The 24,526-nt window shown below is 62.7% G+C and carries 21 protein-coding genes; 14 read left to right on the top strand and 7 right to left on the bottom strand.

Annotation, left to right across the window (positions count from 1 at the left end; genetic code table 11):
* Positions 1 to 28: 28 nt before the first annotated feature.
* Positions 29 to 1,171, bottom strand: a complete 1,143-nt coding sequence (locus ACFWEM_RS14675) for an acyl-CoA dehydrogenase family protein (protein ID WP_230812255.1) — start codon at positions 1,169 to 1,171, stop codon at positions 29 to 31.
* A 57-nt stretch (positions 1,172 to 1,228) separates the two neighbouring features.
* Here ACFWEM_RS14675 and ACFWEM_RS14670 point away from each other — a divergent pair, with 57 nt between their 5' ends.
* Positions 1,229 to 1,807 (top strand): TetR/AcrR family transcriptional regulator, encoded by a 579-nt coding sequence (locus ACFWEM_RS14670; protein ID WP_378503995.1) that lies wholly within the window; start codon positions 1,229 to 1,231, stop codon positions 1,805 to 1,807.
* 22 nt (positions 1,808 to 1,829) lie between these two features.
* Positions 1,830 to 2,387, top strand: coding sequence for an NADPH-dependent FMN reductase (locus ACFWEM_RS14665; protein WP_378447816.1), 558 nt, complete (start codon positions 1,830 to 1,832; stop codon positions 2,385 to 2,387).
* A 16-nt stretch (positions 2,388 to 2,403) separates the two neighbouring features.
* Here the strand turns inward: ACFWEM_RS14665 and eccE are convergent, their stop codons facing one another.
* Entirely contained in the window at positions 2,404 to 4,044 is a 1,641-nt protein-coding gene (gene eccE / locus ACFWEM_RS14660) for a type VII secretion protein EccE (RefSeq protein ID WP_378534463.1), read from the bottom strand.
* Between the two features lie 96 nt (positions 4,045 to 4,140).
* Between eccE and eccB the strand changes: the two genes are divergently transcribed.
* Positions 4,141 to 5,607 (top strand): type VII secretion protein EccB, encoded by a 1,467-nt coding sequence (gene eccB / locus ACFWEM_RS14655; RefSeq protein ID WP_378534461.1) that lies wholly within the window; start codon positions 4,141 to 4,143, stop codon positions 5,605 to 5,607.
* Between the two features lie 14 nt (positions 5,608 to 5,621).
* Here eccB and mycP read toward each other — a convergent pair whose 3' ends face one another.
* On the bottom strand, positions 5,622 to 7,034 hold the full coding sequence (gene mycP, locus ACFWEM_RS14650) for a type VII secretion-associated serine protease mycosin (RefSeq protein WP_378534459.1): 1,413 nt from the start codon (positions 7,032 to 7,034) through the stop codon (positions 5,622 to 5,624).
* Between the two features lie 14 nt (positions 7,035 to 7,048).
* Complete coding sequence (gene eccD, locus ACFWEM_RS14645; protein ID WP_378534457.1) at positions 7,049 to 8,515, bottom strand: type VII secretion integral membrane protein EccD; 1,467 nt, start codon at positions 8,513 to 8,515, stop codon at positions 7,049 to 7,051.
* A gap of 237 nt (positions 8,516 to 8,752) precedes the next feature.
* Between eccD and eccCa the strand changes: the two genes are divergently transcribed.
* The 9 genes from eccCa (at position 8,753) to ACFWEM_RS14600 (ending at position 19,491) form a co-directional block, all read left to right on the top strand.
* Complete coding sequence (eccCa, locus tag ACFWEM_RS14640; RefSeq protein ID WP_378534455.1) at positions 8,753 to 12,757, top strand: type VII secretion protein EccCa; 4,005 nt, start codon at positions 8,753 to 8,755, stop codon at positions 12,755 to 12,757.
* Entirely contained in the window at positions 12,754 to 14,256 is a 1,503-nt protein-coding gene (locus ACFWEM_RS14635; protein WP_378534453.1) for a type VII secretion-associated protein, read from the top strand. Before eccCa ends, ACFWEM_RS14635 begins: the two co-directional genes overlap by 4 nt.
* A 184-nt stretch (positions 14,257 to 14,440) precedes the next feature.
* Entirely contained in the window at positions 14,441 to 14,746 is a 306-nt protein-coding gene (locus tag ACFWEM_RS14630) for a WXG100 family type VII secretion target (RefSeq protein WP_003940986.1), read from the top strand.
* A gap of 86 nt (positions 14,747 to 14,832) precedes the next feature.
* Entirely contained in the window at positions 14,833 to 15,126 is a 294-nt protein-coding gene (locus tag ACFWEM_RS14625; protein WP_003940975.1) for a WXG100 family type VII secretion target, read from the top strand.
* 344 nt (positions 15,127 to 15,470) lie between these two features.
* Positions 15,471 to 15,914, top strand: coding sequence for a 50S ribosomal protein L13 (gene rplM / locus ACFWEM_RS14620; RefSeq protein WP_019747566.1), 444 nt, complete (start codon positions 15,471 to 15,473; stop codon positions 15,912 to 15,914).
* Positions 15,911 to 16,423: a 30S ribosomal protein S9 gene (rpsI, locus tag ACFWEM_RS14615; protein ID WP_230812265.1), complete on the top strand. Its 513-nt coding sequence runs from the start codon at positions 15,911 to 15,913 to the stop codon at positions 16,421 to 16,423. The genes rplM and rpsI overlap by 4 nt, the downstream gene beginning before the upstream one ends.
* A 155-nt stretch (positions 16,424 to 16,578) precedes the next feature.
* A complete protein-coding gene (gene glmM / locus ACFWEM_RS14610) occupies positions 16,579 to 17,916 on the top strand; it encodes a phosphoglucosamine mutase (protein ID WP_378534450.1) in 1,338 nt (445 codons plus the stop codon).
* 139 nt (positions 17,917 to 18,055) lie between these two features.
* Entirely contained in the window at positions 18,056 to 18,361 is a 306-nt protein-coding gene (locus tag ACFWEM_RS14605; RefSeq protein WP_378534448.1) for a hypothetical protein, read from the top strand.
* A complete protein-coding gene (locus tag ACFWEM_RS14600; RefSeq protein ID WP_378534446.1) occupies positions 18,358 to 19,491 on the top strand; it encodes a hypothetical protein in 1,134 nt (377 codons plus the stop codon). Before ACFWEM_RS14605 ends, ACFWEM_RS14600 begins: the two co-directional genes overlap by 4 nt.
* A gap of 46 nt (positions 19,492 to 19,537) precedes the next feature.
* On the opposite strand, the gene ACFWEM_RS14595 is transcribed toward ACFWEM_RS14600, so the two are convergent.
* Positions 19,538 to 19,753 carry a hypothetical protein gene (locus ACFWEM_RS14595; RefSeq protein WP_378534444.1) on the bottom strand — a complete coding sequence of 72 codons (216 nt, stop codon included), beginning with the start codon at positions 19,751 to 19,753 and terminating at the stop codon, positions 19,538 to 19,540.
* A 6-nt stretch (positions 19,754 to 19,759) separates the two neighbouring features.
* The gene (locus tag ACFWEM_RS14590; RefSeq protein ID WP_378534442.1) at positions 19,760 to 20,599 is read right to left on the bottom strand and encodes a dienelactone hydrolase family protein; all 840 of its coding nucleotides are present in this window, start codon (positions 20,597 to 20,599) and stop codon (positions 19,760 to 19,762) included.
* 112 nt (positions 20,600 to 20,711) lie between these two features.
* Here ACFWEM_RS14590 and glmS point away from each other — a divergent pair, with 112 nt between their 5' ends.
* Positions 20,712 to 22,574 carry a glutamine--fructose-6-phosphate transaminase (isomerizing) gene (gene glmS, locus ACFWEM_RS14585; RefSeq protein WP_378447804.1) on the top strand — a complete coding sequence of 621 codons (1,863 nt, stop codon included), beginning with the start codon at positions 20,712 to 20,714 and terminating at the stop codon, positions 22,572 to 22,574.
* Between the two features lie 53 nt (positions 22,575 to 22,627).
* On the opposite strand, the gene ACFWEM_RS14580 is transcribed toward glmS, so the two are convergent.
* Entirely contained in the window at positions 22,628 to 22,999 is a 372-nt protein-coding gene (locus ACFWEM_RS14580) for a plastocyanin/azurin family copper-binding protein (RefSeq protein ID WP_378534440.1), read from the bottom strand.
* Positions 23,000 to 23,037: 38 nt separating this feature from the next.
* Here ACFWEM_RS14580 and ACFWEM_RS14575 point away from each other — a divergent pair, with 38 nt between their 5' ends.
* The gene (locus ACFWEM_RS14575; RefSeq protein WP_378534438.1) at positions 23,038 to 24,471 is read left to right on the top strand and encodes an NAD(P)H-hydrate dehydratase; all 1,434 of its coding nucleotides are present in this window, start codon (positions 23,038 to 23,040) and stop codon (positions 24,469 to 24,471) included.
* Positions 24,472 to 24,526 lie beyond the last annotated feature (55 nt).

Raw genomic sequence — 24,526 nt, 5'->3', positions numbered from 1 at the left:
GGTGTGGGAGGGCATTCGTATCGGGCGGCTATCCCGCCAGTTGGCGCGCGATGACCAGCCGCTGAATCTGGTTGGTGCCCTCGAAGATCTGCGTGATCTTGGCCTCGCGCATGTAGCGCTCGACGGGGAAGTCCTGGGTGTATCCGTACCCACCGAATACCTGAACGGCGTCGGTGGTGACCTTCATTGCCGCGTCGGTGGCAACAAGCTTTGCGACGCTGGCATTGCGCGAATACGGCACTCCGGCGTCGCGGCGGCGGGCAGCATCGAGGTAGGTGGCACGAGCGGAGTCAACTGCGGCAGCCATATCGGCGAGCACGAATCCGAGTCCCTGGTGATCGATGATCCGTTTGCCGAATGCCTTGCGCTCTTTCGCGTAAGCGACCGCGTCGTCGAGCGCGCCCTGGGCGATTCCGACGGCAACGGCAGCGATTCCGAGTCGGCCGGAGTCGAGCGCGCTGAAGGCGATCGGGAGCCCCTGTCCGCGCTGACCGATCAATCGCTCGTCAGGAATGAAGGCGTCGTCGTAGTTCGCGGAGGCAGTGGGGACCGCGCGTAGCCCCATCTTCTCTTCTGGTTTACCGAAGCTGAGGCCCTCGGTGTCCTTGTCCACCAGGAGGCAGGAGACCCCGCGTGAGCCGTCGTCACTGGTGCGGGCGAAGAGGTTGTAGAAGTCCGCCTTGCCGCCGTTGGTGATCCAGGCTTTCGAGCCGTTGACGCGGTAACCGCCTTCGGTGGGCGTCGCCTTGCACGACAAAGCGGCGGCGTCGGATCCGGCCTGCGCTTCGGAGAGGCTGTATGCGCCGATGGTGTTGCCACCCAGCATGTCCGGAAGCCAACGGTTCTTCTGTTCGTCGGTGCCGAAGGTGAACAGCGGGAAGCATGACAGGCTGTGCACGCTTACCGCCACCGCAACCGCGGCCCAGCGAGAGGCGATCTCTTCGAGGACTTGGAGGTAGACCTCGTACGGCTGATCGCCGCCACCGAACTCCTCGGGATACGGAAGGCTCAGTAGGCCTGCTTGTCCGAGTGCAGGGAACACTCCGTCGGGATACTTCTCGGCCTTCTCGTATTCGTTGACCTTGGGCGCGAGTACCTTGTCCGCGACATCACGCGTCAGTTCGATGAGATCGCGAGCTTCTTGGCTGGGCATCAGGCGTTCGACGGGCACGGTCGGCTCCTAGCTAGGTAGTAGTACTGAGAACGATACTGCAGTACTGTCTTGCGTATGGCAAGGCTGGTTCGCAAGACGACTGCGCGCAGGGCGGAACTGTTCGATCAATTGGTCGAGCTGTTCCTGAGCGAGGGTTTCGCCCACCTCACGCTCGACGAGATCGCAGCTCGTCTGCACTGCTCCAAGAGCACCTTGTACACCGTGGCGGCCGGCAAGGAGGACCTCGTGCGGGCGGTGACAGTTCACTTCTTCCGTGCGGCGACCGATGCGGTGGAGAGCGCCGTCGCTGCAGAGGCGACGCCCACTCGTCGAGTGGCGGTCTATCTCGAAGCAGTCGGTGATCAATTGTCCCCGGCGTCCCGTCAATTCATGGAAGACCTGTCTGAATCGGCGTCGGCGAGCCAGGTTTACGAGAAGAACACCTCGATCGCCGCGGATCGCGTGCGAGCACTGATCGTGGAGGGGGTGGATTCGGGCGCATTCCGGCAGGTACACGCGTCATTTGTTGCCGATGCGGCCGCGGCGACGATGGTTCGGATCCAGCAACGCGCGGTTTATCGGGCAACGGGATTGGACGACGCCAGCGCGTATCGGGAATTGGCGGCACTCATCACGGACGGGATCACTGCGTGAGAGGTCGCTAGCATCGATGTTCATGGCACCTTTGAACGTCGAAGTCATCGTAGGTTCGGTCCGCGAAGGGCGAATAGGACGAGCAGTGGCGGATTGGTTTGTCGAGCGCGCAACCACGAACCCGTCGTGGAAGGTGTCGGTGATCGACCTCAGAGAGCTGTCGTTGCCCCAGGATTTCTCGGATTCACCTGCCACGGAGGTTTTCCGCAAGCGAATCGGGCGCGCCGACGCTGTTGTTGCCGTGACCTCCGAATACAACCACGGATATCCGGCTGCCCTCAAGACCGCATTCGATTCCGTGAAGCACGAGTGGCGGGCCAAGCCGATCGGCTTCGTGTCCTACGGCGGGATTTCAGGTGGTGTTCGGGCCGTCGAACAGCTGAGGCAAGTAGTGGCGGAGTTGCACATGGTCTCGGTGCGTCAAAGCGTGACCATTCACCGGGTTCGTAAGCAATTCGGACACGAGCCGTACGGCATCGATCCGATTGCGATCGATGCGACCGAGAAGATGATTCGTGAATTGCATTGGTGGGGGAGCGGATTGCGTACGCAGCGTGCGAGTGACCCATACCCCGGCTGATCGGGAACCTACGCGATCACGCCATCTGGTGAGCGTCGCCGGCTCGTGGACGACCGATGAACGAGGTCTCGGAAGCAATGGTCACCAGGGTCAGTTCGACGCGAGTGCGGCCGGTTTCGACCGTGATCTTGTCGCCGAGTGCGAATGGCTGGACTATCGAAATTTCAGGGTCGATCCGAGGCCATTGGCGCGGATGTCCGTACACGTAGATCGCGGTCACGCCGGCACGCGGAGGCAGCCCCTCGACTCCGTCGAACACGACAGTGTTGAAGGAGCCTTCAGGCCCACCGCCCTGACCGGACACGCGGAGTCGGTCGGGCACTCCCATGGAGTCGGTGAGCGCGGTCCAGGCTTCCGGTCGATCAGTGTGGATGAGTACTCGTGCGCCGGTCGCGATGGCTCTGAAGATCAATTGCTGAGCTAGATAGAGTTCGCCGGCGACAAAGACCGTGTTGACGCCGGGCCCCGAAATTCTTGCTGTGACACCGTTCCCGTTTCGGTCGGAGCCGATGAGCTGGCCGCACCCGGCAAGAGGAAGAGCGAGCGAGTCGAGTGTGTCTGCGTCCATGCGGATGTGCGGCGTGATCGGGTCCAGCGCCGTCAGTGCGGTCGGCAGGTTGGTCAACAGTCCGTCGCGTTGGCGCCCCCGTAACGAGAGCAAACCGGCCAACGGTGCGTTCTCAGGTGGATTGCGCGTGGTGAAACGGCAAGTCGCGCTGACATTCGCCTCTCCGCGTTCGCCGTTGGGGCGCAAACGAATTGTCACGGATGTCCCGACCGTTGCCACTGCCCATATTCGAGTCAGGGTCGAGGTGGTGATGAAGCGGGGTTCAATCCCGTATCCCACGTTGGACACGCCGGGCAACGGGGTACTTCGCCACGTTTCGGTGACCTCATCGCTGTCCACTCCTCTTGTCACCTGGGCAGTGGACGAGGCAATTTCCGGTGCGGTCAGGATCCGCGCCTTGCATCCCGCTGTATCGAGAACCCGGATGACACGATTGGCGGCAACAGCGATCGCGCGGCCCGCGCCCTGTTCACCCCCGCCGCGGCGCTCGACTGCTGCAGAACCCTCGAGTGCGTCGAAACGTAGTGCAAGCCACACACTTCTGGTGGCGGTGGCTGGTAGCGGTCCGATGAGTCGTTCGTAGACTTCGGTGGCCGGGGTTCCGGATGCGGCGCGATATCCGTGACTGACAATGTCGATGCCGGTGAGCGAGATGTCCTGCTGATGAAGACAATCCACGAGCGCAGCCGTGGGCAGAAGATGGGACGCGTCGAACGAATGACGCCCGATCCTGGTCAGGTAGTCGCGCGGTGGAGCGATCTCGACGACAGCGACGAGTGAAGATCCGTCCACTCGCAGCCCGATCGACTGCTCGGAGGGGGTGTGAAAACTGACGATCGTTCCGCCGTCCACGTTCTTGTGGCGAAGATAGCGAAAGTACCTGGCAATCCAGGACATTACCGACCAACCGCCCACATGGAGCAGCATTGATCCGGCAACCACACAACCAATTGTCAGCGCCCAGAGCCAATCCAGCCCACTGACCATCGCGATTCCGCCCGCACCGATTCCGAGAATCTGTGCCGACACGAATTCGCGCGCCGAAATCCTGTGCGACGACGGCCAATGCTTCAACCGCGATCGGTCCACGGTTCCTCCCCGATACCTGACCTGCCTACTACCCGAAATTTCCGCCCCAGCGAAACTGTACTGTGTCTTCGCAAGGGGATGTAAGGCACGGGGGGAATGATGGCTGCAACACCTACCACGCGCTGGCAGGTCAACGGATACCGTTTCTTGGTCAGGCGGATGGAACATGCGCTGGTAAGACGAGACGTACGGATGCTTCATGATCCGATGCGATCTCAGTCGCGCGCCTTCACCGTCGGAATAGTCCTCGCCGCACTGGGATTGGCGGGATGCGCAGTACTCGCCCTCTTTCGGCCACAGGACAAGATCGGTGATGCCGACATTGTGGTCGCAAAAGAATCGGGCGCAATGTTCGTCGCCATGGAGGGTACTTTTCGTCCTGTGCTGAACTTGGCCTCCGCTCGACTGATTCTGGGTTCGCCAGGAAAACCGGCAATGGTCAAGGCATCCGAGGTCGAGGCGAAACCCCGGGGCGCGCTCGTCGGCATTCCCGGCGCACCGTCCGCGCTGCCGGAATCGTCCGACCCGACCAACGCCTTGTGGACGGTATGCGATTCCGTCGGATCCGACGGGAGAAGATCGTTGACGACTTCGGTCCTGGTCGGCTCGTCCAATGTCGGTGATAACACGACATATCTGACGAATGACAGTGGATTTCTGGTGAAGTCGGGTTCCGATCACTTTCTCGTGTACGACGGGAAGCGAGCGGCAATCGATGTGGATAATCCGGCGATCATGCGGGCTTTGGGACTGGAAGGGGCACAGGCGCGTCCGATCAGTACCGGATTCCTCAATTCGATTCCCGAAGTCCCGCGCGTCGAGGCTCCGCGAATTCCCGAACTGGGATCAGCGCCCCGGTTTCCTCTGCAGAACAAGACTGTCGGCTCCGTCGTCCAGGTTTCGGTGGGTGCGGACCCGCAGTACTACGTGGTACTCGAGAACGGTATCCAGAAGGTCGGCGCGGCAGTTGCCCAACTGATCTACTTCTCGGATTCGCAGGGCGCTACCGGGATCACCAGCGTCACCCCAGATGCCATCAGTCGTATCCCCTCGGTGAGTGAGCTGGCCGTCGACTCGTTGCCGCTGGTGGCTCCAGCGGTACTCGACGATCACGACGCACCTGTCGGCTGTCTGGAATGGGGTCCCTCACCTGCCGTCGAGGGCGGCGAAAGTAGTTCTGCAACCCTGAAACTCATCGCTGGATTGCAGGTTCCGATCCCGGAGGGTGGCAAGTTGGTGTCCTTGGCGCAGGCGGACGGATCGGGTGACAATCTCGACAGCGTCCATGTCGAACAGGGTTTCGGCGGGTTCGTTCAAGCGACCGGAATCGAGACGAACAGCACCAGACACGACGGAGTATTCTACGTAGCCGATACGGGTGTGAAATACGGAGTACCGGACGAAACTTCCGCTCGCGCCCTCGGATTGACGCGAACGCCTGATCGCGCGCCTTGGCAGCTGCTCGAACTACTTGCATCAGGTCCTGCGCTCGAGAAGAGTAATGCACTGATAGCTCACGACGGAGTCGCCCCCGATTCAGCGCCGGCCGCTCCGGTGAACTGATCTCGTCCGACAGTTCAGAGATCGACGTCCCGTCGTTCGGGAAGTCGCCGACGAATTACTCGACGTATGGGCATCGACGCCAACAGTGCCAGTAAGGCGAGAGTACCGACGGTTCCGGCTCCGACGAGTGCCGCGTCGCGAGATCGGTTGTCGGGGGCCTGTGGCGTGGGTAGGGGATCGATCGGTACCGACTGATGGTTGACCCTGACGCGTTCTTCTGGGACCAATTCGCCCGTGACTGCGGCGAGCGGATCGATGACGCCGTGACCGATGTAGGGATTCCAGCCCTGCGCCGGAGCGTGGGCGGTGGCTTCGATACGTTGTATGACCTGAAGTGCAGTCAGTTCCGGGTGAACTGACCTGACCAACGCAGCGGTTGCCGCGACATAGGGCGCAGCGAAACTGGTCCCGTTGAACGACTGCACGGCGCCGTCGGAACCGTAGACTCCGTTGGTCAGACCCGGCGACGTCGGGTGAAGTGAGGTGATTCCGGTGCCGGGCGCCGCCACGTCGACCCATGGACCGCCGAGGCTGAAGGAGCTGGCGGCGCCATTGGGGTCTACCGACCCCACTGTGAGTACATAGTCGTCGTACCAAGCCGGACTGGCAATCGTCACAACCGAGTTCCATGGATCGGCTTGGAAATTGAGGGGATCCGGTGGTGGATTCTGGTTCTTGCAACCTCCGGATCCGACGTTACCGGCAGCTGCGACGACTACGACATTCTTCGCGATCGTGGCGTATTCGATTGCAGCGCCGAGTCGTTGGTCGTTGATCCCGTCCCCGGCAGGTTTACAGGCGACTTCGGAGATGTTGATGACGCTGGCACCCATGTCCGCAGCGTGACGGACGGCCGATGCCATGGTGTCGACGTTTCCGTACCCGGATGAGTTCTCGGCTACGGCCGGGTCTTCGCGTTGGCCGGCCACCGAGAAGGCTGCACTGGACTGCCTGATCGAGATGATCTGTGCGTCCGGTGCAGCTCCGGAGAATCCGGAACCCTCGACCTGTTCGGCGGCAATGAGACCGGCCACGACTGTTCCGTGTGAGTCACAATCGTCGGTGCCGTCGGAGGTCCCGACGTAGTCACCGCCGCCTTCGAGCGACGGTAGCCGAGGATGCCTGCTGACGCCGGTATCGATGACAGCAATTCGCTGTCCTGCCCCTCGGGTGATCGGCCACACCGAATCGAATCCCAGATCTTGTTGAGAACGTGGAATGTCCGCACCGTCACCAACTGCCACGGCTGGGACGCACAGGGTTCGTTGTTCGGTGGGTTGTGGAGGTGCAGGCGGACCGTCCTCCGGCAGCATTGCAGGATCGACAGGGGAAGGAACCGCGCTCGATGCGCCACCCGCCCCGGCGAGAACGCTGAAGGCAACGATCACGAGACTGGCGCAGATGTTTGTTGCACGTCGAATCACCATCGATCACCGATCGCTCAGAGGCCACGCATGAGCGCGAAGAGTCCGCTGACCCAGCAGATCAACGGAACGATTGCTGCAATCGCAGCGAGGTCCAACAGTTCTGCTGCTCGTCGCATCACGGGGCTGAATGTGTTCTGGGGGGCGAGGATTCCCAGAATCAGTGCCAGGAGGAGAACGATCATCGTGATGGCGAAGATGACCATGGCATAGTCGCGATGCGCCCATGCCATGTCGCCCAGGAGAACGAGAATCACCGAGATCCCGGCCGTGATGAGTGGGATCGCCTGCTGCGCGCCCGCGTAGGTGCGCCCACGAAACATCAACACGACGGAAGTCGCGAAAGCGAGAGCAAGGTTCGGCCAGACGATCCCCTGACCAGGCCAGGACCACGCGAGTGCGACGGCAGCGGTGAGTGCGACCACTGACGTGGCCACGATCAGCCCCGTCAGATAGCTACGGGCCCGCCCTGCCCTTTCAGCCAACTCGGTCAGCCCGGGTAGTTCGGGCTCGGGCAGTCCGTCACGGTCGTCGTCGAGGGGATTACTCGGTGTCGGAACCGGGGGAAGCGGTAGTCGCGCGAACAACATAGACAGTCGAGCGGTGAACGTCAGAACGATCAATGCTGTGGCAATCACCGCGCCGCTGACGGTCGCGGTGCGCGCCTCGGGAAGCGTCGTCGTGACGGCGAAGGTGCCCACGACCGCGAGAAGGACGACGAGAAGTGCGGTGAAAACAGCTAGTCCGGCACCGCACAGGCGGAGGCAGATCAGAGTTACCGCGGCTGCAAATGCCGAACCGAGAAGCAGATGAGCCGAAAGAACAGTGCCGGGTACGCAGAGTGCGCCGGAGACGAACGCCAGCGGCACCGACGCGCATCCGAGCGTGACGGAACTTGCCGTGTCTCCGTACACGCGCGCTGTCACGACCGCGGCGACGGTGAACACCAAGGACGTGACTCCGCCGCAGACGGCGCCGATCAGCCCGGTATCGCCGAGGACCAGGGTGAGGGCCGCGATGAGCGCAGCGACGAGGGCGGCGCTCGAGCCGACAATGCGCGCGGTGATCGGAGTCCAGCGTCGGTAGATGTCTGCGTCCGTGGCCGCGACGGTGTACATGATGTCGTCGAAAAGTGGGGGTGGGGCAGCCGTGTCCGCAGCATCGAGTACGAGCAATTCCCCATCGCGGATTCCGTGCTCGTGCAACGACAGCGTCGGTGACAGCGGTGCCCTGCCGACTTTGGACAGAGTCCAGTCGACGGGCTCGAATTGTTCGGTGCTCTGGTCGAACTCGTTGAAATTGCTGTGATTGACAATTGTGTCCACAATGCCCGGAATGACCACCGCGAGCGGAACACGAAGCGGCACCGCAAGATCCACCTGCGAGTGCGCTGAAAGTACCGTCAACCTGCACAGCTCGGCAGAATGACTCGCGCGTCGTCCGTTTCCGGTGTTCGCAGCGCTGGTTGTAGTGATGCTGGTCAAGATCTTTCCCCTCCTATGACGCGATTCCCCCTTCGCGTCACCCCAGTTCACCCGAACAATACGACATGAAGTGCGCGCCCGTGTCAGGAGAGCTCCGACAACTGGTGGTACCGACCCGAGTGTCGGTGTTGTGATCTACTCTTTTGCAATTGCGCGATCACGCCTTGGGGGGCGGGCCGGTGATAGTCGGACGAGGCGCATGGCGGCATCAGCCGCAGCACCGATGGGGTGGGTGAATTGAGTACTGTCAGATTTGCGCGTCGAGCGCGCCGCGAATCGCCGCGCACACCGGGCGGCGAGCTGACGCTGCAGGCCCCACCGGAGATTCCTCGTGTCACGCCGGGAAACCTACTGACCAAACTATTTCCGGTGATCATGGTAGTTGCCATGATCGGCATGGTGGCGCTGATGTTTTCTTCCGGCATGGCGCGCAATCCGATGTCCCTGCTGTTTCCGGTCATGATGATGGTGTCGATGCTCGGGATGCTTGCCGGGGGCGGTCGTAGCGGTGGAGCAAGAGCTTCCGAAGCGAACGAGGACCGCAAGGACTACCTGCGGTACCTGGATCAGATGCGCAGCGATGTCGCTGCGACGTCCGGTGCGCAGCGTGCTGCTCTTCAATGGAGCAATCCCGAGCCGTCGCTGCTCTGGACACTCGCCGGAACTGTGCGGATGTGGGAGCGTCAGATCACCGACTCGGACTACTGTCACGTTCGTGTCGGTCTGGGTACACAGCGATTGGCCACCAGACTCGTATCTCCGGAGACCGGTCCGGTCGAGGATCTCGAACCCGTCGCTGCTGTCTCCCTTCGGCGTTTCGTCCGTGCGCATTCGGTTGTACAGGACCTGCCGACCGCCGTCTCACTTCGCGGATTTGCTGCGATGTCCATCGAGGGGCAGCGAGATTCAGCTCGTGCGCTTGTCCGCTCGATGTTGATGCAGCTGTGCACTTTCCATGGTCCGGACACGGTCCAAGTTGCGGTGGTGTGCGGACCCGATACCGAATCCGAGTGGGAGTGGGTCAAGTGGCTCCCACACGTGCAACACCCGGAGTCTCAGGACGGCGCGGGTGCTTCACGCATGGTGTTCGGTTCGTATCTCGAGTTCGAAAGTTCCCTCGGGGAACCGCTTTCGATGCGGGCTCGATTCGCTCGCAACACTCCGGCGAGTGCGGGTGTCCCGCATCTCGTGTTGGTCGTCGACGGTGGGTTGCTCGAAGGTGACACCGGCCTGTTGACCGAATCCGGGCTCGACTCGGTGACCGTCCTCGATCTGTGCGGGTTCTGCCCGCGACTGGCGGCGGCGCGCGGTTTGCGACTGGTCGTCGGTAGCGATCAGATCGGTGCGGTGAGCAGCGCAGGAGTCGAGAACTTTGCGACGCCCGACGCGGCGTCGACCAGCCTGGCGCAGTCGTTCGGACGTCGCATCGCACCGTTCCGTGCGGCATCGCAGAACGCCGTCGACGCAGCTGACGACGACCGGTCCGTTCGGACCTGGAGTCAGATGTTGGGGATCGGAAACATTGCGAGGTTCAATCCTGAGCATGGCTGGCTGCCACGTCAGGGGCGCGATCGACTCCGCGTGCCGATCGGAGTCGGACAAGACGGAAACCCCGTCGAACTGGATCTGAAGGAGTCGGCCGAGAACGGTATGGGCCCGCACGGGCTGTGTATCGGAGCCACCGGTTCCGGTAAGTCGGAGTTCCTGCGAACGTTGGTGCTCGGCCTGATCGCGACGCACTCACCCAACGCACTGAACCTCGTCCTCATCGACTTCAAAGGTGGTGCAACCTTTCTCGGCCTCGAAGAGGCGCCGCACGTTGCTGCGATCATCACCAACCTCGCCGAGGAATTGGCGATGGTCGATCGTATGAGGGACGCTCTCGCCGGCGAAATGAACCGTCGACAAGAATTGCTGCGTGCGTCAGGAAACTTCGCAAACGTCTCCGACTACGAGAAGGCGAGGCTGGCCGGCGCTGCACTCGATCCGTTGCCTGCGCTCTTCGTGGTTGTCGACGAGTTTTCCGAACTGCTCAGTCAACAGCCGGAATTTGCCGAATTGTTCGTGGCGATAGGGCGATTGGGTAGGTCACTTCACATTCACCTGCTGTTGGCCAGTCAGCGACTCGACGAAGGAAAGCTACGCGGTCTCGACAGCCATCTTTCGTATCGGATCGGTTTGAAAACGTTCTCGGCGAACGAGTCTCGTTCCGTCCTCGGCGTTCCCGATGCTTATCACCTACCGGGCACACCCGGTGCGGGATACCTGAAGTCCGATTCGGCGGAGATCGTCCGCTTCCAAGGTGCCTACGTGTCAGGCCCGTACGAGGGCGAGCGGATAGTGCCCACTCGATTCTCGGTCGATTCTCCCGTCGAACTTGCGCCGCTGCCCTTTACCGCGACGCCGGTGATCGGCCCGGAGGCTGTTGTCGTTCCCGTCGAACCCGACGTCATCGACATGGGTGAAGTCGGTGACGATGCACGTTCTCTCATGGGAGTCCTCGTCGACCGCATGCGCGGTCACGGTCCACGTGCCCATGAGGTGTGGCTCCCACCGCTCGAGTCATCTCCGACGCTCGACCAGTTGTTGCCGCGGTGGGTGGCCGGTGATCAACCTCGCGGAAATCTGAGCGCACCCTTCGGCATAGTCGACAGGCCATTCGATCAGCGCCGCGATCTACTCGTCGCCGATCTCAACGGATCGACGGGCAACCTCGCGATCGTCGGTGGCCCGCAGTCGGGAAAGTCGACGGCATTGCGCACGTTGATCTTGTCTCTGAGCATGACGCACACGTCAGAACAGATTCAGTTCTACTGCCTCGACTTCGGTGGTGGAACGCTCCTCGGATTGAAAGATCTGCCGCACGTCGGATCGGTGGCAAACCGATTGGATTCCGACCGCGTCCGGCGCACAGTTGCCGAGGTACTCGGTGTGGTCGCCAAACGCGAGCGACTGTTTCGTGACCTCGGCATCGAATCCATGGCCGATTTCCGTAGATTGCGAACAGCTGATCCCACCGGAGAAGGAGCGGCTGCGGGACTCCGAGAGGACCCGTACGGTGACGTCTTCCTCGTCGTCGACGGTTGGCCCAGCGTGCGTTCGGATTTCGAATCACTCGAGCCTCAGATAAACATGCTCGCGGGTCAAGGTTTGTCCTTCGGTGTGCACGTGATCGTCACGACGTCGAGGTGGGCCGAGATTCGGCCGGCGCTCAAGGATCAACTGGGTACACGTATCGAACTTCGATTGGGTGATCCGGGCGATTCGGATGCGGGTCGCCAGAAAGCGAGCTTGGTGCCGGAACGTCGACCGGGTCGTGGCATCACTCGCGACGGACTTCACCTTCTCACCGGACTACCTCGAATCGACGACACGCCAGGTAGTGAGAACTCGAGTGCGGCTGTGGCGGCGACCGTCGAACGTATTGCAGCCATGTCGAATTCGCGTCCGGCACCGACCGTGCGGATGCTTCCGGATTCGTACTCGCGGGCAGAACTTCTCGAAACTGTCGGGACTCGGTGGCCCTCATCGAGTGCGGCCGACGGTCGGTGCCTCACCGTACCGATCGGGCTCGGTGAGACCGACCTCGCCCCGGTGTACATGGACTTCCGGGAACACCCGCACTTCTTGATATTCGGCGACACCGCGTGTGGGAAGACATCTCTCTTGCGCGGAATAGCCGAAGGGATCATCGCGTCGAATACGCCGGCTCAGGCCAAGCTGATCATCGGTGACTATCGGCATTCCCTACTGGGGGTGGTCGAAGGGAATCACCTCGGCGGGTACTCGGCGTCGTCGACGACATTCGGTGAGTTGATGGTCGACCTGGCTCGGATCGTTGCCGCCAGAATGCCGAACGCGGAGACGACACAGCAGCAATTACGGGAACGGTCGTGGTGGAGTGGGCCGGAGATTTACGTACTGATCGACGACTACGACCTTGTGGCCACATCGAGTGGTAACCCGGTGGCGCCGTTGCTCGAATACATCCCACATTCCAAGGACATCGGTTTGTATCTGGTGATTGCCCGCCGTTCCGGTGGCGCAGCCAGAGCTCTGTACGAACCGGTGATTGCGAGAATCCGCGACATGGCACCGGCCGGATTGATCATGAGCGGAAGTCGTGACGAGGGAAATCTCGTCGGCACTGTCCGCGCGTCGGCAATGCCCGAAGGTCGTGGGGTCTACGTTTCTCGCTCGCAAACCCAACTTGTCCAAGTTCCGTGGATGCCACCGCTGTGACCGTTCCGTCCGCGGTGTCGGTCTCGGTACATTGGGGCACATCCAACATCTGGGTCGTATCGGGTCAACGCGAATTCTGTTGCAGTGCAGACCTCAGACGCGAACCGGCGTCGGGGCCCGGGACGGCCGTTGTCAATGCAATCGATTTTGTCGACGACGATTATGTCGACGTGGACGGTCGGATTGTCCCGACCGTATTGGAGTTGGCCAGGCTGATCTCCAGCGCGATGGACGGGTGCGGAATCGTCGACGCAGACATTCTTTATCTCAGTCATCCCTCGGATTGGGGCGTCCCGCGCAGGCGCCGATTGCTGGATGCCGCACGGCGAGTGGCGCACGATGTCGTCCTCGTGCCGACCGCGATCGCGGCGGCGAGGTCGGCGCATACGGCCTGGCGATCGCGGTGTGTCGTCCTCGAACTGCGCGGCGGAATGGTGGTCGCTTCCGTAGTCGGTGAGGTTGACGGTGAACTACGAATCGACGGGGCACAAAGTTCGGAGATCGCAGACCTTGCGGGGTTGTTTTCCGCGATCGGTGACTTGTCGGTTCGGGACGCTGTGGTGTTGGTCGGGCCGCGCTCCCATGCGGTTGCGGCTTCACTCGAACGTGGGTCGACGAATGTTCACGGTCACGCGAGCATTCGAATTCTGGACGAGAGTCGTGTGGCTTCGTCTCTGGTGGATCCTCGAGCGCTCGTTCGCCAGACAACCGTGCGGGACAGTTCCGGGCGAATCGTCGACAATTCGGCTTTTGGTGCCGGGTGGGTAGGCACTCCGGACATTGCGATGTCGGTTCCTCGCGCGGACTCGAATGCCCCTCTGCCGCGTCGTGTCGATGGGAACTTCGGAGGCCGTCGACGGTTCGCTGTGGCGCTTGTAGTGGGCGCCGTCGCCGCTGCGGCCGCGGCAACGATCGTGGTGTCCATTCGCGATCGAGGCGATTCTCCGTCGGCGGAGTCGGCCGCAGCTACGGCGGAAGACAATGTCGAGAACGTGCAGGCGTCGAAAGAGCAGGGAAAGCCTGTCCCGAAGAATTCGCTGCCGTCGATCGACGCCGGTGCCACGCCGGAACTCGTGCGTGTGGACCTGGGAAGCGTTGCAGCAGAACTACCTTCCGATTGGAAACTCGTGCCGCGAGGGGCCTCGAGCGGGCGTACCGATTTGTTGCCCAGCGCCGGTGCGGATCGCATGATCGTGGTCGTCGAGAAACGCCTGGCCGAAGGTGCGGGATTCGATTCCGTCGAAGCTGCTTTGCGTCAGCAGTTTTCGACGTTCGAAGACCCTTTGCGCTTCGGGGAGTTTTCCGTGCTCGACGATGGTGCAGGAAAACAGGCAGTGGTGTATCTCGAGTTTCCGGACGATTTCTCCGAGGTGCGTTGGCACGTGTACGTCGACAACGGATGGCAAGTGAGTATCGGCTGTCAGTATCTTCTCGGCGAGTGGGACAGTCTCGAAGCGGACTGCCTGCGGACGTGGCAGTCACTCGAATTCACGCCGTGACCTCGGATCGGTTGGTTCTGAAAATATTCTTCGGTCGGGCCGGAACCGTTGGCACTGAGGTCGCGTCAAAGTATGTGTAGCGCACATCAGGGAGTTCCGCTCGACCCCGGTGCACGTCCGACGGACAAGCCGTCGTGTGTGATCGCCGATACCGAACGGTACTCACCGAATCCAGGGGGACGACATGGGCTTTACCGCAACTACCGCTGAATTGATCGATTCGGCGGGGACCATCGACGGACATCTCGGTGACATCAGGGGACTGGTCAACGCTGTTCGATCGGAGGCCGACGCTTCGCACAATTCGTGGAACGGCGCGGCGCAGGTCGAATACGCAGGGATCATGGAGCGATACAACAGCGCGGCCCTGAAGTTGGACACCGCTCTGACCGACATCTGCGAGCAGATCAAGCAGGCTGCGGGAACCTTCGACTCGACCGAAGACGACAACGTCAGCTCGCTTCGCGGCGCGACGGTGAACATGTCCTGACCGTCAGCTCTTCACAGTTCGATCGAGCAGTTCTCAGCCAGTAGTTCTCACAAGATCTCTTCAGTCACACCGAACCGGGAGCAGTTATGTCCGACAGGATCAAGTACGACTTCGGCGGCCTCGCAATGCTGTCCGATCAGATGAAACAGCAGGCCAAAGCGATCAACGACAAGCAGGGCGACATCAAAGTTGTCGTGGACAAGCTGCAAGCAGGTTGGGAAGGCGCAGGTTCCGAAGCGTGGAACGACGCACAGCGCCGCTGGGCCCAGGCCTCCGAAGAACTGAACATGGTTCTCGCGCAGATCGCCGGAGCGACGGCAAGCGGTTCCGAGAAGATGCAGGAAGCTGATCGGATCGCCGCAAACGGGTTCGGTCGCTGACAGCAATCATGTCGTGATGACACCCGACTGCCCCGGTACTGACAGGTGCCGGGGCAGTCGTGCTGGACGAGGATGCTGTTGGCAGGGAGGGCCGCGCTTTGACCTGGCCGCGCTTTGACCTGGCCGCGCTTTGACCTGGCCGCGCTTTGACCCGGCCGCGCTTTGACCCGGCCGCGCTTTGACCTGGCGGTGGGTAGACCGGTATCGTCTATCGGTGGCGTGCCGTAGGGCTCCGGCAGAAATGCGTGGAGACCGGCGGTTCTCGGGTCTCAACTGGCCGCCGAGGATCGTTTACGCGATACGCACATGGTCAGCAGTGGAATGAATTAAGACGAGGAAGATCTGTGTCTACGTACACCCCGAAGGCCGGAGATGTGACCCACTCGTGGCACGTCATCGACGCCACTGACGTGGTGCTCGGCCGTCTTGCCGTTCAGGCAGCGAACTTGCTGCGTGGCAAGCACAAGCCCACCTACGCACCGCACATCGACGGTGGTGACTTCGTTGTCATCATCAACGCTGAGAAGGTTGCCATCAGCGGCAACAAGCTCCAGGGCAAGAACGTTTACCACCACTCCGGATTCCCGGGTGGCCTGAAGTCCCGCACTGTCGGTGAGGTCCTCGACAGGACTCCCGATCGTCTCGTCGAGAAGGCCATTGTCGGCATGCTCCCCAAGACGAAGCTCGGCCGCGCAATGAGCAGCAAGCTCAAGGTCTACGCGGGCCCGAATCACCCCCACACCGCGCAGCAGCCGGTGCCGTTCGAGATCAAGCAGGTCGCACAGTGACATCGCCGGAAGAGCAGAACGTGTCCGAAGAGAACATCGAAGCAGTGGAAGAGCTTGTTTCCGCTGACGCAGTCGAGGTCGTCGAAGAGGTTGCTGCAGCTACGCTCGCACCGATCGTCCTCGATCGCCCGGTCCAGACCGTCGGTCGCCGCAAGGAGGCTGTCGTTCGCGTCCGGATGGCTCCCGGCACCGGTCAGTTCAAGCTCAACGGCCGTACGTTGGAGGATTACTTCCCCAACAAGGTTCACCAGCAGCTGATCAAGGCTCCGCTGGTGCTCGTCGAGCGTCCCGAGTCTTTCGACATCATTGCACTGCTGCACGGTGGCGGCCCGTCCGGTCAGGCAGGCGCTCTGCGTCTGGCTATCGCGCGCGCACTCATCGAGGTAACCCCTGATGATCGTCCGGCCCTCAAGCGTGCAGGCTTCCTGACGCGTGATGCCCGCGCTGTCGAGCGTAAGAAGTACGGCCTGAAGAAGGCCCGTAAGGCATCGCAGTACTCCAAGCGCTGATGCTTTGCCGAGGTTGACCCAACGGGTCTGCTTCGGCACCTGTTCACCACAAGAGCGGGCGTCCATCGTTACCGGACGCCCGCTCTTGTGTTTCTCGAAGAAATTCCATGCTCGAAGTTCCAATTTCGAGGTTCTCAGGATTCAGGAGTCGTTCTATGGGTCGGTTGTTCGGTACTGATGGTGTTCGTGGACTTGCCAATTCGGATCTGACTGCAGATCTTGCATTGAGATTGGCAGTTGCCGCAGCGAGCGTACTGACAGCCGACACCTCGGATGCACGTCCGACCGCCGTGATCGGTCGCGACCCCCGCGCCAGCGGTGAGATGCTTCAAGCTGCAGTGACGGCCGGGCTGAGTTCCGCAGGCGTCGACGTGCTCGACGTGGGTATTCTTCCGACTCCCGCAGTTGCATACTTGACGGCAAAGCTCGACGCCAGTCTCGGTGTCATGATTTCGGCATCGCATAATCCCATGCCGGACAACGGAATCAAGATCTTTGCAGCCGGTGGACACAAGCTGGACGACTCGGTCGAGGTAGCGATCGAGGATGCACTCGACGGCACCGCGCCACCCGTCCTTCCGACAGGCGCCGGGATCGGCCGAGTCCGTACGGTCGACGACGCAGCTCAGTTGTACCTGGCGCATCTGGCGAGCGCGGCGAGCGAGCCACTCGCCGGACTCACCGTTGTCGTCGACTGCGCCAACGGCGCTGCTTCCGCGCTCGCACCGGTTGCCTACGCCGCAGCGGGTGCTCGCGTCATCGCGATCAGCGCCGATCCAGACGGCCTCAACATCAACGACGGTTGCGGATCGACACACCTGGAGAATCTCCAGAAAGCCGTGGTCGATCACGGGGCTGACCTAGGGCTCGCGCACGACGGCGACGCCGACCGCTGCCTGGCCGTCGACGAGACCGGCGCGGTGGTCGACGGTGACGCGATCATGGCAGTTCTGGCGATCGCGATGAACGAGGCCGGAGAGTTGGTCGAGAACACTCTCGTCGCGACCGTCATGAGCAATCTCGGGTTGCACATCGCCATGCGCGAAGCAGGTATCAACATCGTGACTGCTGCCGTAGGTGACCGCTACGTCTTGGAAGAACTGCGCGCGGGCGGGTACAGCCTCGGCGGCGAACAGTCAGGCCATGTCGTGTTGCCGGCGTTCGGCACCACGGGCGATGGGATTCTCACCGGTCTCCGGCTGCTCGGACGCATGGCTCGTACGCGTGAGTCGGCATCCGCACTGGCCGCAACGATGACCACCCTCCCTCAAGTACTGATCAACGTGAAGGTCGGGGACAAGGCGACGGTGGCAGCGTCGCCGTCGGTACTCGCAGCCGTCGCGGACGCCGAGCGCGTTCTCGGTGACGGTGGTCGAGTGCTCCTGCGCCCGTCCGGGACAGAGCAACTGGTCCGCGTCATGGTCGAGGCCACCGAACTTCCGCTCGCGCAGAAGCTGGCCGACGAGTTGGCTGAAATCGTCGGTTCGGTCTAGTTCTTCGTTACGCGTGCGCGTTTTCGAGAGAGCGTCTACGCGTTCGCGTATTTGAGGGAACGTAATTGCGCCCGGCTGCGTCCAAGGAGTCAAAGGCCGCTCGACGTGCGAGTGGTTCCGCTGAAACTTGGGGGCGCTCGTGGACGTCGACCGTGCTGGAACAGACGAATTGGCACGCCACGCGGTGTCTGTGGCTCAGGGTCTGCGCGATTCTGCGGCACCGCTCAGGCGTTTGCGATGGAGCGGTGCCGTTTCGGGCCGTGACTACGTCGAGCACGGAGCCGCTTTGGCGTCGGCATTGTCGGCCCTGAATTCTCGATTGGCTGGGCGTGCCGACCTTCTCGATACGCTGGGACGCCGGCTTTCCTCCTCGGCTCAGGTGATCGCCGAGGTGGACCGTGAGGGTGCGCAGCGGTTGCGGGATTCCGGCGGGTCGGCCTCGTGATAGCGAACAGCCATACAGCCCAGGCAGTTCCGAACGGCTACTACTCTTTCGAAGACATTCTTGGACTGCGTGATTCACTCGTGCGTTCCGACGAGATTCTGGACGCCGGCGCCCGCGGACTGCAGTTTTTCGACCGATTTCACGACCTGGCCACTCGGTTGGGGTTCGAAGAACGAGTTCTCACGTCTTACGAGGATTCGTATCGCGCAGAGGCCGGCATCGATTTCGAGCCCCTGGCGCGAGACGTGTCGGACATGGCTGGGGCGGTGGATGGTTCGGTCGCGGAGATCGCGATGCTGACGGTCCTGGCGGAGAATCTTCCTGCGGTGTGGAATGTTTCCGACGTCGACGCGGTCGCAGATCAGGTCTTCGCGGCGCGGCAAGAAGCTCGGTCCGATGCGGATTCGGCGCCATTGTTGATCGTGCTGGCAGACGAACTCGCACAGACTGTTCGAAGGGCTCTGGCAGACAAGGCTTTCAAGGTGGCCAGCCTGGACCGGGCGATCATCGGCGGTCTGGGTGCGGGGGAGATCGACCAGTTGGTCCGCGTCGCTTCCCGCGGTGGTGCCTCGACGCCCTGGCTGGACATAGTTTTTCGTTCGGCGTACCTGGAGGCTCGCGACGAATTCGACAGAGCGTGTGCGCAGTGCGCGAGCGCGGTAGGCGATGCTTTCGATGCCGCGACTGCGTGGGTGACAGACGCGTTCCCGTCGACCTTGCCGGTCGCCGAGACGAACGAATCCGTCACCGCGGCTGCGCCGATCTCTTTCTCGATCGGCGGCAACACGTGGGGCTTCTCGATTGCGCCCGACGGTCGTGGGGTGAGTCTCGATGTCGCCGGCGCCGACGGGAACTCTGTGTCGGTCACCGTGGCGTTGGACGAAAATGGTTGGCCGAGAATAGTTTTCGATGCCGGCCAGGAGGCAGCCATGCAGGAGACACACCCGCAAGAAGCTGCCCAGCCCGCGACACACCAGCCTGATATTCCCCAGCCCGAGGTGCCGGTTGAATCCACCGCCGAAGTCTCGCCCGCGCCGGACCCGGAGCCGCCTGTCACAGTCGCTGACGAGTCGATCGCGGTCCCCGACGGAGAGACGGGTGCGGAGTTGGCCGGAGCTGGTCCGCTGTGAGGTCCGTGCACGCGCCGTTCGAAGTGATCCGTCGAACCCTCGATTCTCAACTCGACGACTTCCGTGAGCGCAGAGCGGCCGCGGCGAGCGAGGAATCGCGCCACGAGCCGCCGTCGCCTCGGTATGAAACGACATCTGCCGAGAACGGCACGGATGGGACCGTGAGAGCCGGCCCGTATCTGCGCTCCGCCTCCGAGCCGACGCCGACGCCGACGAAGCCGAGCCCGCCGACGAAGCCGAGCCCGCCGCCGGTGGCGAGCACGGAACCCTACTTACGCAACAGCTGGCTGGCCCGCGCGTCGGAGTGAGGTTCGACCGGCAGCAACGGCGCCGTGTGCGGAATCTCGACGTCGGGATCAGCAAAATCCTTGTACTTTTTGTCGCCGGTCAGATGGAACAACAGGAAGCCCGTGAGCAGGCACCGTGTGGCGGACTGTGTCTTGCGCTCGGATCCACCGAGACCCAGGGCACCGAGGAGTCGTCGGCCTTCGATCAGTCCGGCGTCTTGGCCGTCGTTCACGGTGCGTGCGACGACGGGACCGCCCCACTCCACGCTCAGCGGGCGGGCATTGCTGGTCAAGGAATCGACGTCGTCTTCGCCGGCGAGGATCAATCCGGGCGCTGTGATCTTCGACGCGTAGTTCTCTGCCTTGGGTGCTGTCGGGGCCGGGAACAGTGCGGCTACCGCACCGACATCCCCGCGCTGCGCTGCGGCCAGTACCGCCGCGCCCGCGCCCATGCCGTGACCGGCAAAGGCGACCCGATCGGGTTGGACGCTGATCTGGCCGGGGCCGAGTCGGACGCCGACGCAGATGTCGAGCGTCGCCCGAAGATCTGCAGCCAATCCGAGATGTGACGGGACCGGACCGCGTTCGCTGTCGGGCGCCGCTGCGACAATTCCCCAGGAAGCGAGGTGCTGGAGTGTTTGCTCGTACTTGTGTGACCCGACCATCCACCCGTGCGCGAAGGCAACGGCGGGGAGATTGAAACCGGTTTCCGGCGTGTACACGACACCCGGCTGTCCGGCCAGGGCGAGGTTGCCGCGGAGAACTCGGTGCGGGCCGCGCTTGGACAGCTCACGGGTCAGTGTCTTCAGTTTCGGTGCCACGGTTGAAGACGTTATCCGATGAGCCGCCTCGTGTATGCGGAGCGGACGCTGCAACCAGGTGCGGGAACCGCAAAATGCGCCCACCACTGATGTCCAAGTACCCTGAGTCACCATGTGCGGAATCGTGGGATACGTCGGCCACCGCCCAGCTCTGGGCGTTGTGGTGGAGGCTTTGCGACGAATGGAGTATCGCGGGTACGACTCGTCGGGAATCGCGATTCTCGACGGAACCGGTGGGGTCGAGATCGAGCGTAAGGCCGGCAAGTTGGCCAACCTCGAGGCGGAGCTCGGCGAGTACGGTGCGGATCACTTTGTCGGTACGTCCGGTATGGGCCATACCCGTTGGGCGACGCATGGGCGTCCGACGGACCGCAATGCGCACCCGCATCGTGATGCCTCGGGCAAGCTGGCTGTCGTTCACAACGGAATCATCGAGAATTTCGCCCCGCTGCGTGCAGAGCTCGAGGCTGCAGGCGTCGAACTGCAGAGCGACACGGATTCCGAGGTCGCAGTCCACCTCGTAGCCCGGGCGTACGCGCAGGGGCAGACGGCAGGCGATTTCATCGAGAGTGCGCTGTCGGTGGTTCGTCGGTTGGAAGGTGCGTTCACACTCGTCTTCACGCACGCCGATCACGCAGACACGATTGTTGCGGCGCGCCGCTCCACGCCGCTCGTCGTCGGTGTCGGTGAGGGCGAGATGTTTCTCGGCTCCGACGTCGCTGCATTCATCGAGCACACACGCGATGCGGTTGAACTCGGACAGGATCAGGCAGTGGTGATCACTGCCGACAGCTACCGGATCTCCGACTTCGCGGGTAACGAGGCAGAAGGACGCCCGTTCCGCATCGACTGGGATCTCGCGGCCGCCGAAAAGGGTGGTCACGATTACTTCATGCTCAAGGAGATCGAAGAGCAGCCGACTGCTGTCGCCGACACGCTCCTCGGCCACTTCGAAAACGGGAAGATCGTCCTCGACGAGCAGCGGTTGTCCGATCAGGAACTGCGCGACGTCGACAAGGTGTTCGTTGTCGCTTGCGGTAGCGCTTACCACTCCGGTCTGTTGGCGAAGTACGCGATCGAGCATTGGACGCGTCTACCTGTCGAGGTCGAACTCGCCAGCGAATTCCGTTACCGCGACCCGGTTCTCGATCGTTCGACGCTTGTTGTCGCGATCTCGCAGTCGGGGGAGACGGCCGACACGCTCGAAGCTGTCAAGCATGCCAAGGATCAGAAGGCACGGGTTCTCGCGATCTGCAACACCAACGGTGCGCAGATCCCGCGTGAGGCCGACGCCGTCCTCTACACCCGGGCAGGACCGGAAATCGCGGTCGCGTCCACCAAGGCGTTCCTTGCGCAGGTGACCGCGAATTACCTCGTCGGATTGGCATTGGCGCAGGCGCGCGGCACCAAGTACCCGGACGAGGTCGCCCGCGAGTACGCCGACCTCGAAGCGATGCCCGCATTGGTCAGCAAGGTACTCGAGACGGCAGAACCGGTGCGCGCGTTGGCACGCCAGTTCGCGCACGCGTCGACCGTGCTGTTCCTCGGTCGCCACGTCGGCTACCCGGTGGCGCTCGAGGGTGCACTCAAGCTCAAAGAGCTTGCCTACATGCACGCCGAGGGCTTTGCCGCCGGTGAGCTCAAGCACGGCCCGATCGCGCTGATCGAGGAGGGCCTGCCGGTCATCATCGTCATGCCGTCGCCGCAGGGTCGCGCTGTGCTTCACTCGAAGTTGGTGTCGAACATCCAGGAGATCAAGGCACGCGGTGCGACGACGATCGTCATCGCGGAGGAAGGCGACACCGTCGCCGCGGCGCATGCGGATCACCTGATCGAGATTCCGGCGTCACCGACACTGCTGCAGCCGTTGCTGTCCACGGTTCCGTTGCAGATCTTTGCAGCCGAGGTTGCCGCGGCGCGCGGATACGACGTCGACAAGCCGCGTAACCTGGCGAAATCGGTTACGGTCGAATAGCTTTCGCCCAAAACCCGGGCCCCGCAGTCGAAAGACTGTGGGGCCCGAGTGCGTTACTGCGCCGCAACGACGACGGTTCCGCGCATCTCGGGATGAGGTGTGCAGGTGTAGTCGTAGGTCCCGGGTTCGGTGAACGTGTAGGTGTAGGTTCCCGACTTCTTGAGTGGGCTGCGGAGTTTGCCCTTGGCGTCACCGAGGCCGCTGACGTCGTGAGCCATTCCGTTGTCGTCGAACACCCACGTGACCGTCTCGCCGACGTTCACGGTGATGGAAGCGGGGGAGTACGCCATCCCGGAGATTGTGACCACAGGTCCGCTGGCCGTCGTTTCCGGAGCCGGTGGTGTGGAGTCGGTGGTGGAACTGCACCCGACCAAGCCGAGAGCGAGCACGAGTCCCGCGATTGCCGGGCGAAGACGTGATTTCATGGTTCCGAGGGTAGCGACGGCAACTGAAGGGTTCCGACATGCGTGGGTTCTACACAGCCGATCAGGTGCGAGCAGCGGAGGCGCCACTGCTCGACAAGCTGCCGGACGGGGTGCTGATGCGTCGAGCGGCTTACGGTCTCGCGCGAGTCGTCGCGGACGAATTACGTTCGCGCACAGGATCGGTCGCACATCGGTCCGTGACGCTCCTGGTAGGTACCGGCGACAACGGCGGTGACGCCCTGTGGGCCGGTGCGTTGCTCCGCAAACGAGGTGTGAGTGTCCGGGCCGTGCTGCTCGACCCGGCCCGCGCTCATCGGGCGGGCCTCGACGCTCTTCTGAAGGCCGGTGGCCGAGTCGCCGCCGAAGTCGGGTCGCCGGATCTGGTGATCGACGGCATCGTCGGGATTTCCGGGCACGGCGGTCTGCGGCCGAATGCGGCTGAGCTGGTCGGCCAGGTGGATGCGCCGATCGTGGCGGTCGATCTGCCGAGCGGCGTCGACGCGAACACCGGCGCAGTGGACGGTCCGTCGGTACGCGCTGATGTGACGGTCACCTTCGGTGCGCTCAAACCGGTACACGTACTCGCGGCGCCGCTGTGTGGTCGTGTCGAACTCGTGGACATCGGATTGAGCGTCGGCGAACCGGAGTTCGGTTCGCTCGATCCGGCCGAGGTCGGCGCGCTGTGGCCGGTACCTGGTCCAGACGACGACAAGTATTCGCAGGGTGTGGTGGGCATCGTTGCGGGAAGCGAGCAGTATCCGGGCGCGGGCGTGCTCTGTACCGGCGCCGCGGTGACCGCGACCTCCGGTCTGGTCCGCTACGCCGGGCACGGAGCCGCAGAGGTGCTGTCCCGGTTCCCGGAGGTGATCGCCAGTGAGACGTTCGAGGCTGCGGGGCGAGTTCAGGCCTGGGTGGTCGGCCCCGGTATGGGTACCGACGATGCCGCTGTGCGACTTCTCGCGTCGGTACTCGCTTCCGATGTGCCTGTTGTCGTCGATGCGGACGGACTGACCTTGCTGGCTCAGCGTCCCGAACTTGTCGCAGCACGGGCCGCGCCGACACTTCTGACTCCCCACGCCGGCGAGTTCGCACGATTCACACCTCTCGGCGACGACAGAATCGCAGCCACGCGTGCTCTTGCCGAACGACTCGGAGTCACGGTGCTACTGAAGGGCCATACGACGGTGATCTCGGATCCGGGCGGTGAGGTCCTGGTCAACGACGCCGGCGGCTCCTGGGCGTCGACGGCAGGTTCGGGTGACATCCTCTCCGGCGTGATCGGCGCGTTGCTGGCTGCGGGTCTGGGGCCTCTCGAAGCCGGGGCCGTCGGCGCGCGGGCCCACGCGTTGGCTGCGAATATCGCCGCCGCGGGCGATCGGAGCGATGTCGCCGGAGCACCGATTTCGGCGTCACCCCTGCTGGGAGGACTGCGCGAGTCGGTGCGTGTGCTCCGCTCTTTTGCCCAGAACTGAGTGTGTTCAAACCCGAACACGTGTCCGATCCTGTGTTGGTGGCAGGATTGTCGCC

It is taken from the genome of Rhodococcus sp. NPDC060176 (assembly GCF_042728675.1).
Taxonomy (GTDB): domain Bacteria; phylum Actinomycetota; class Actinomycetes; order Mycobacteriales; family Mycobacteriaceae; genus Rhodococcus_F.
The sequence above is the reverse complement of the archived record's forward strand: the minus strand, read 5'-3'. Positions and strand labels throughout refer to the sequence as shown.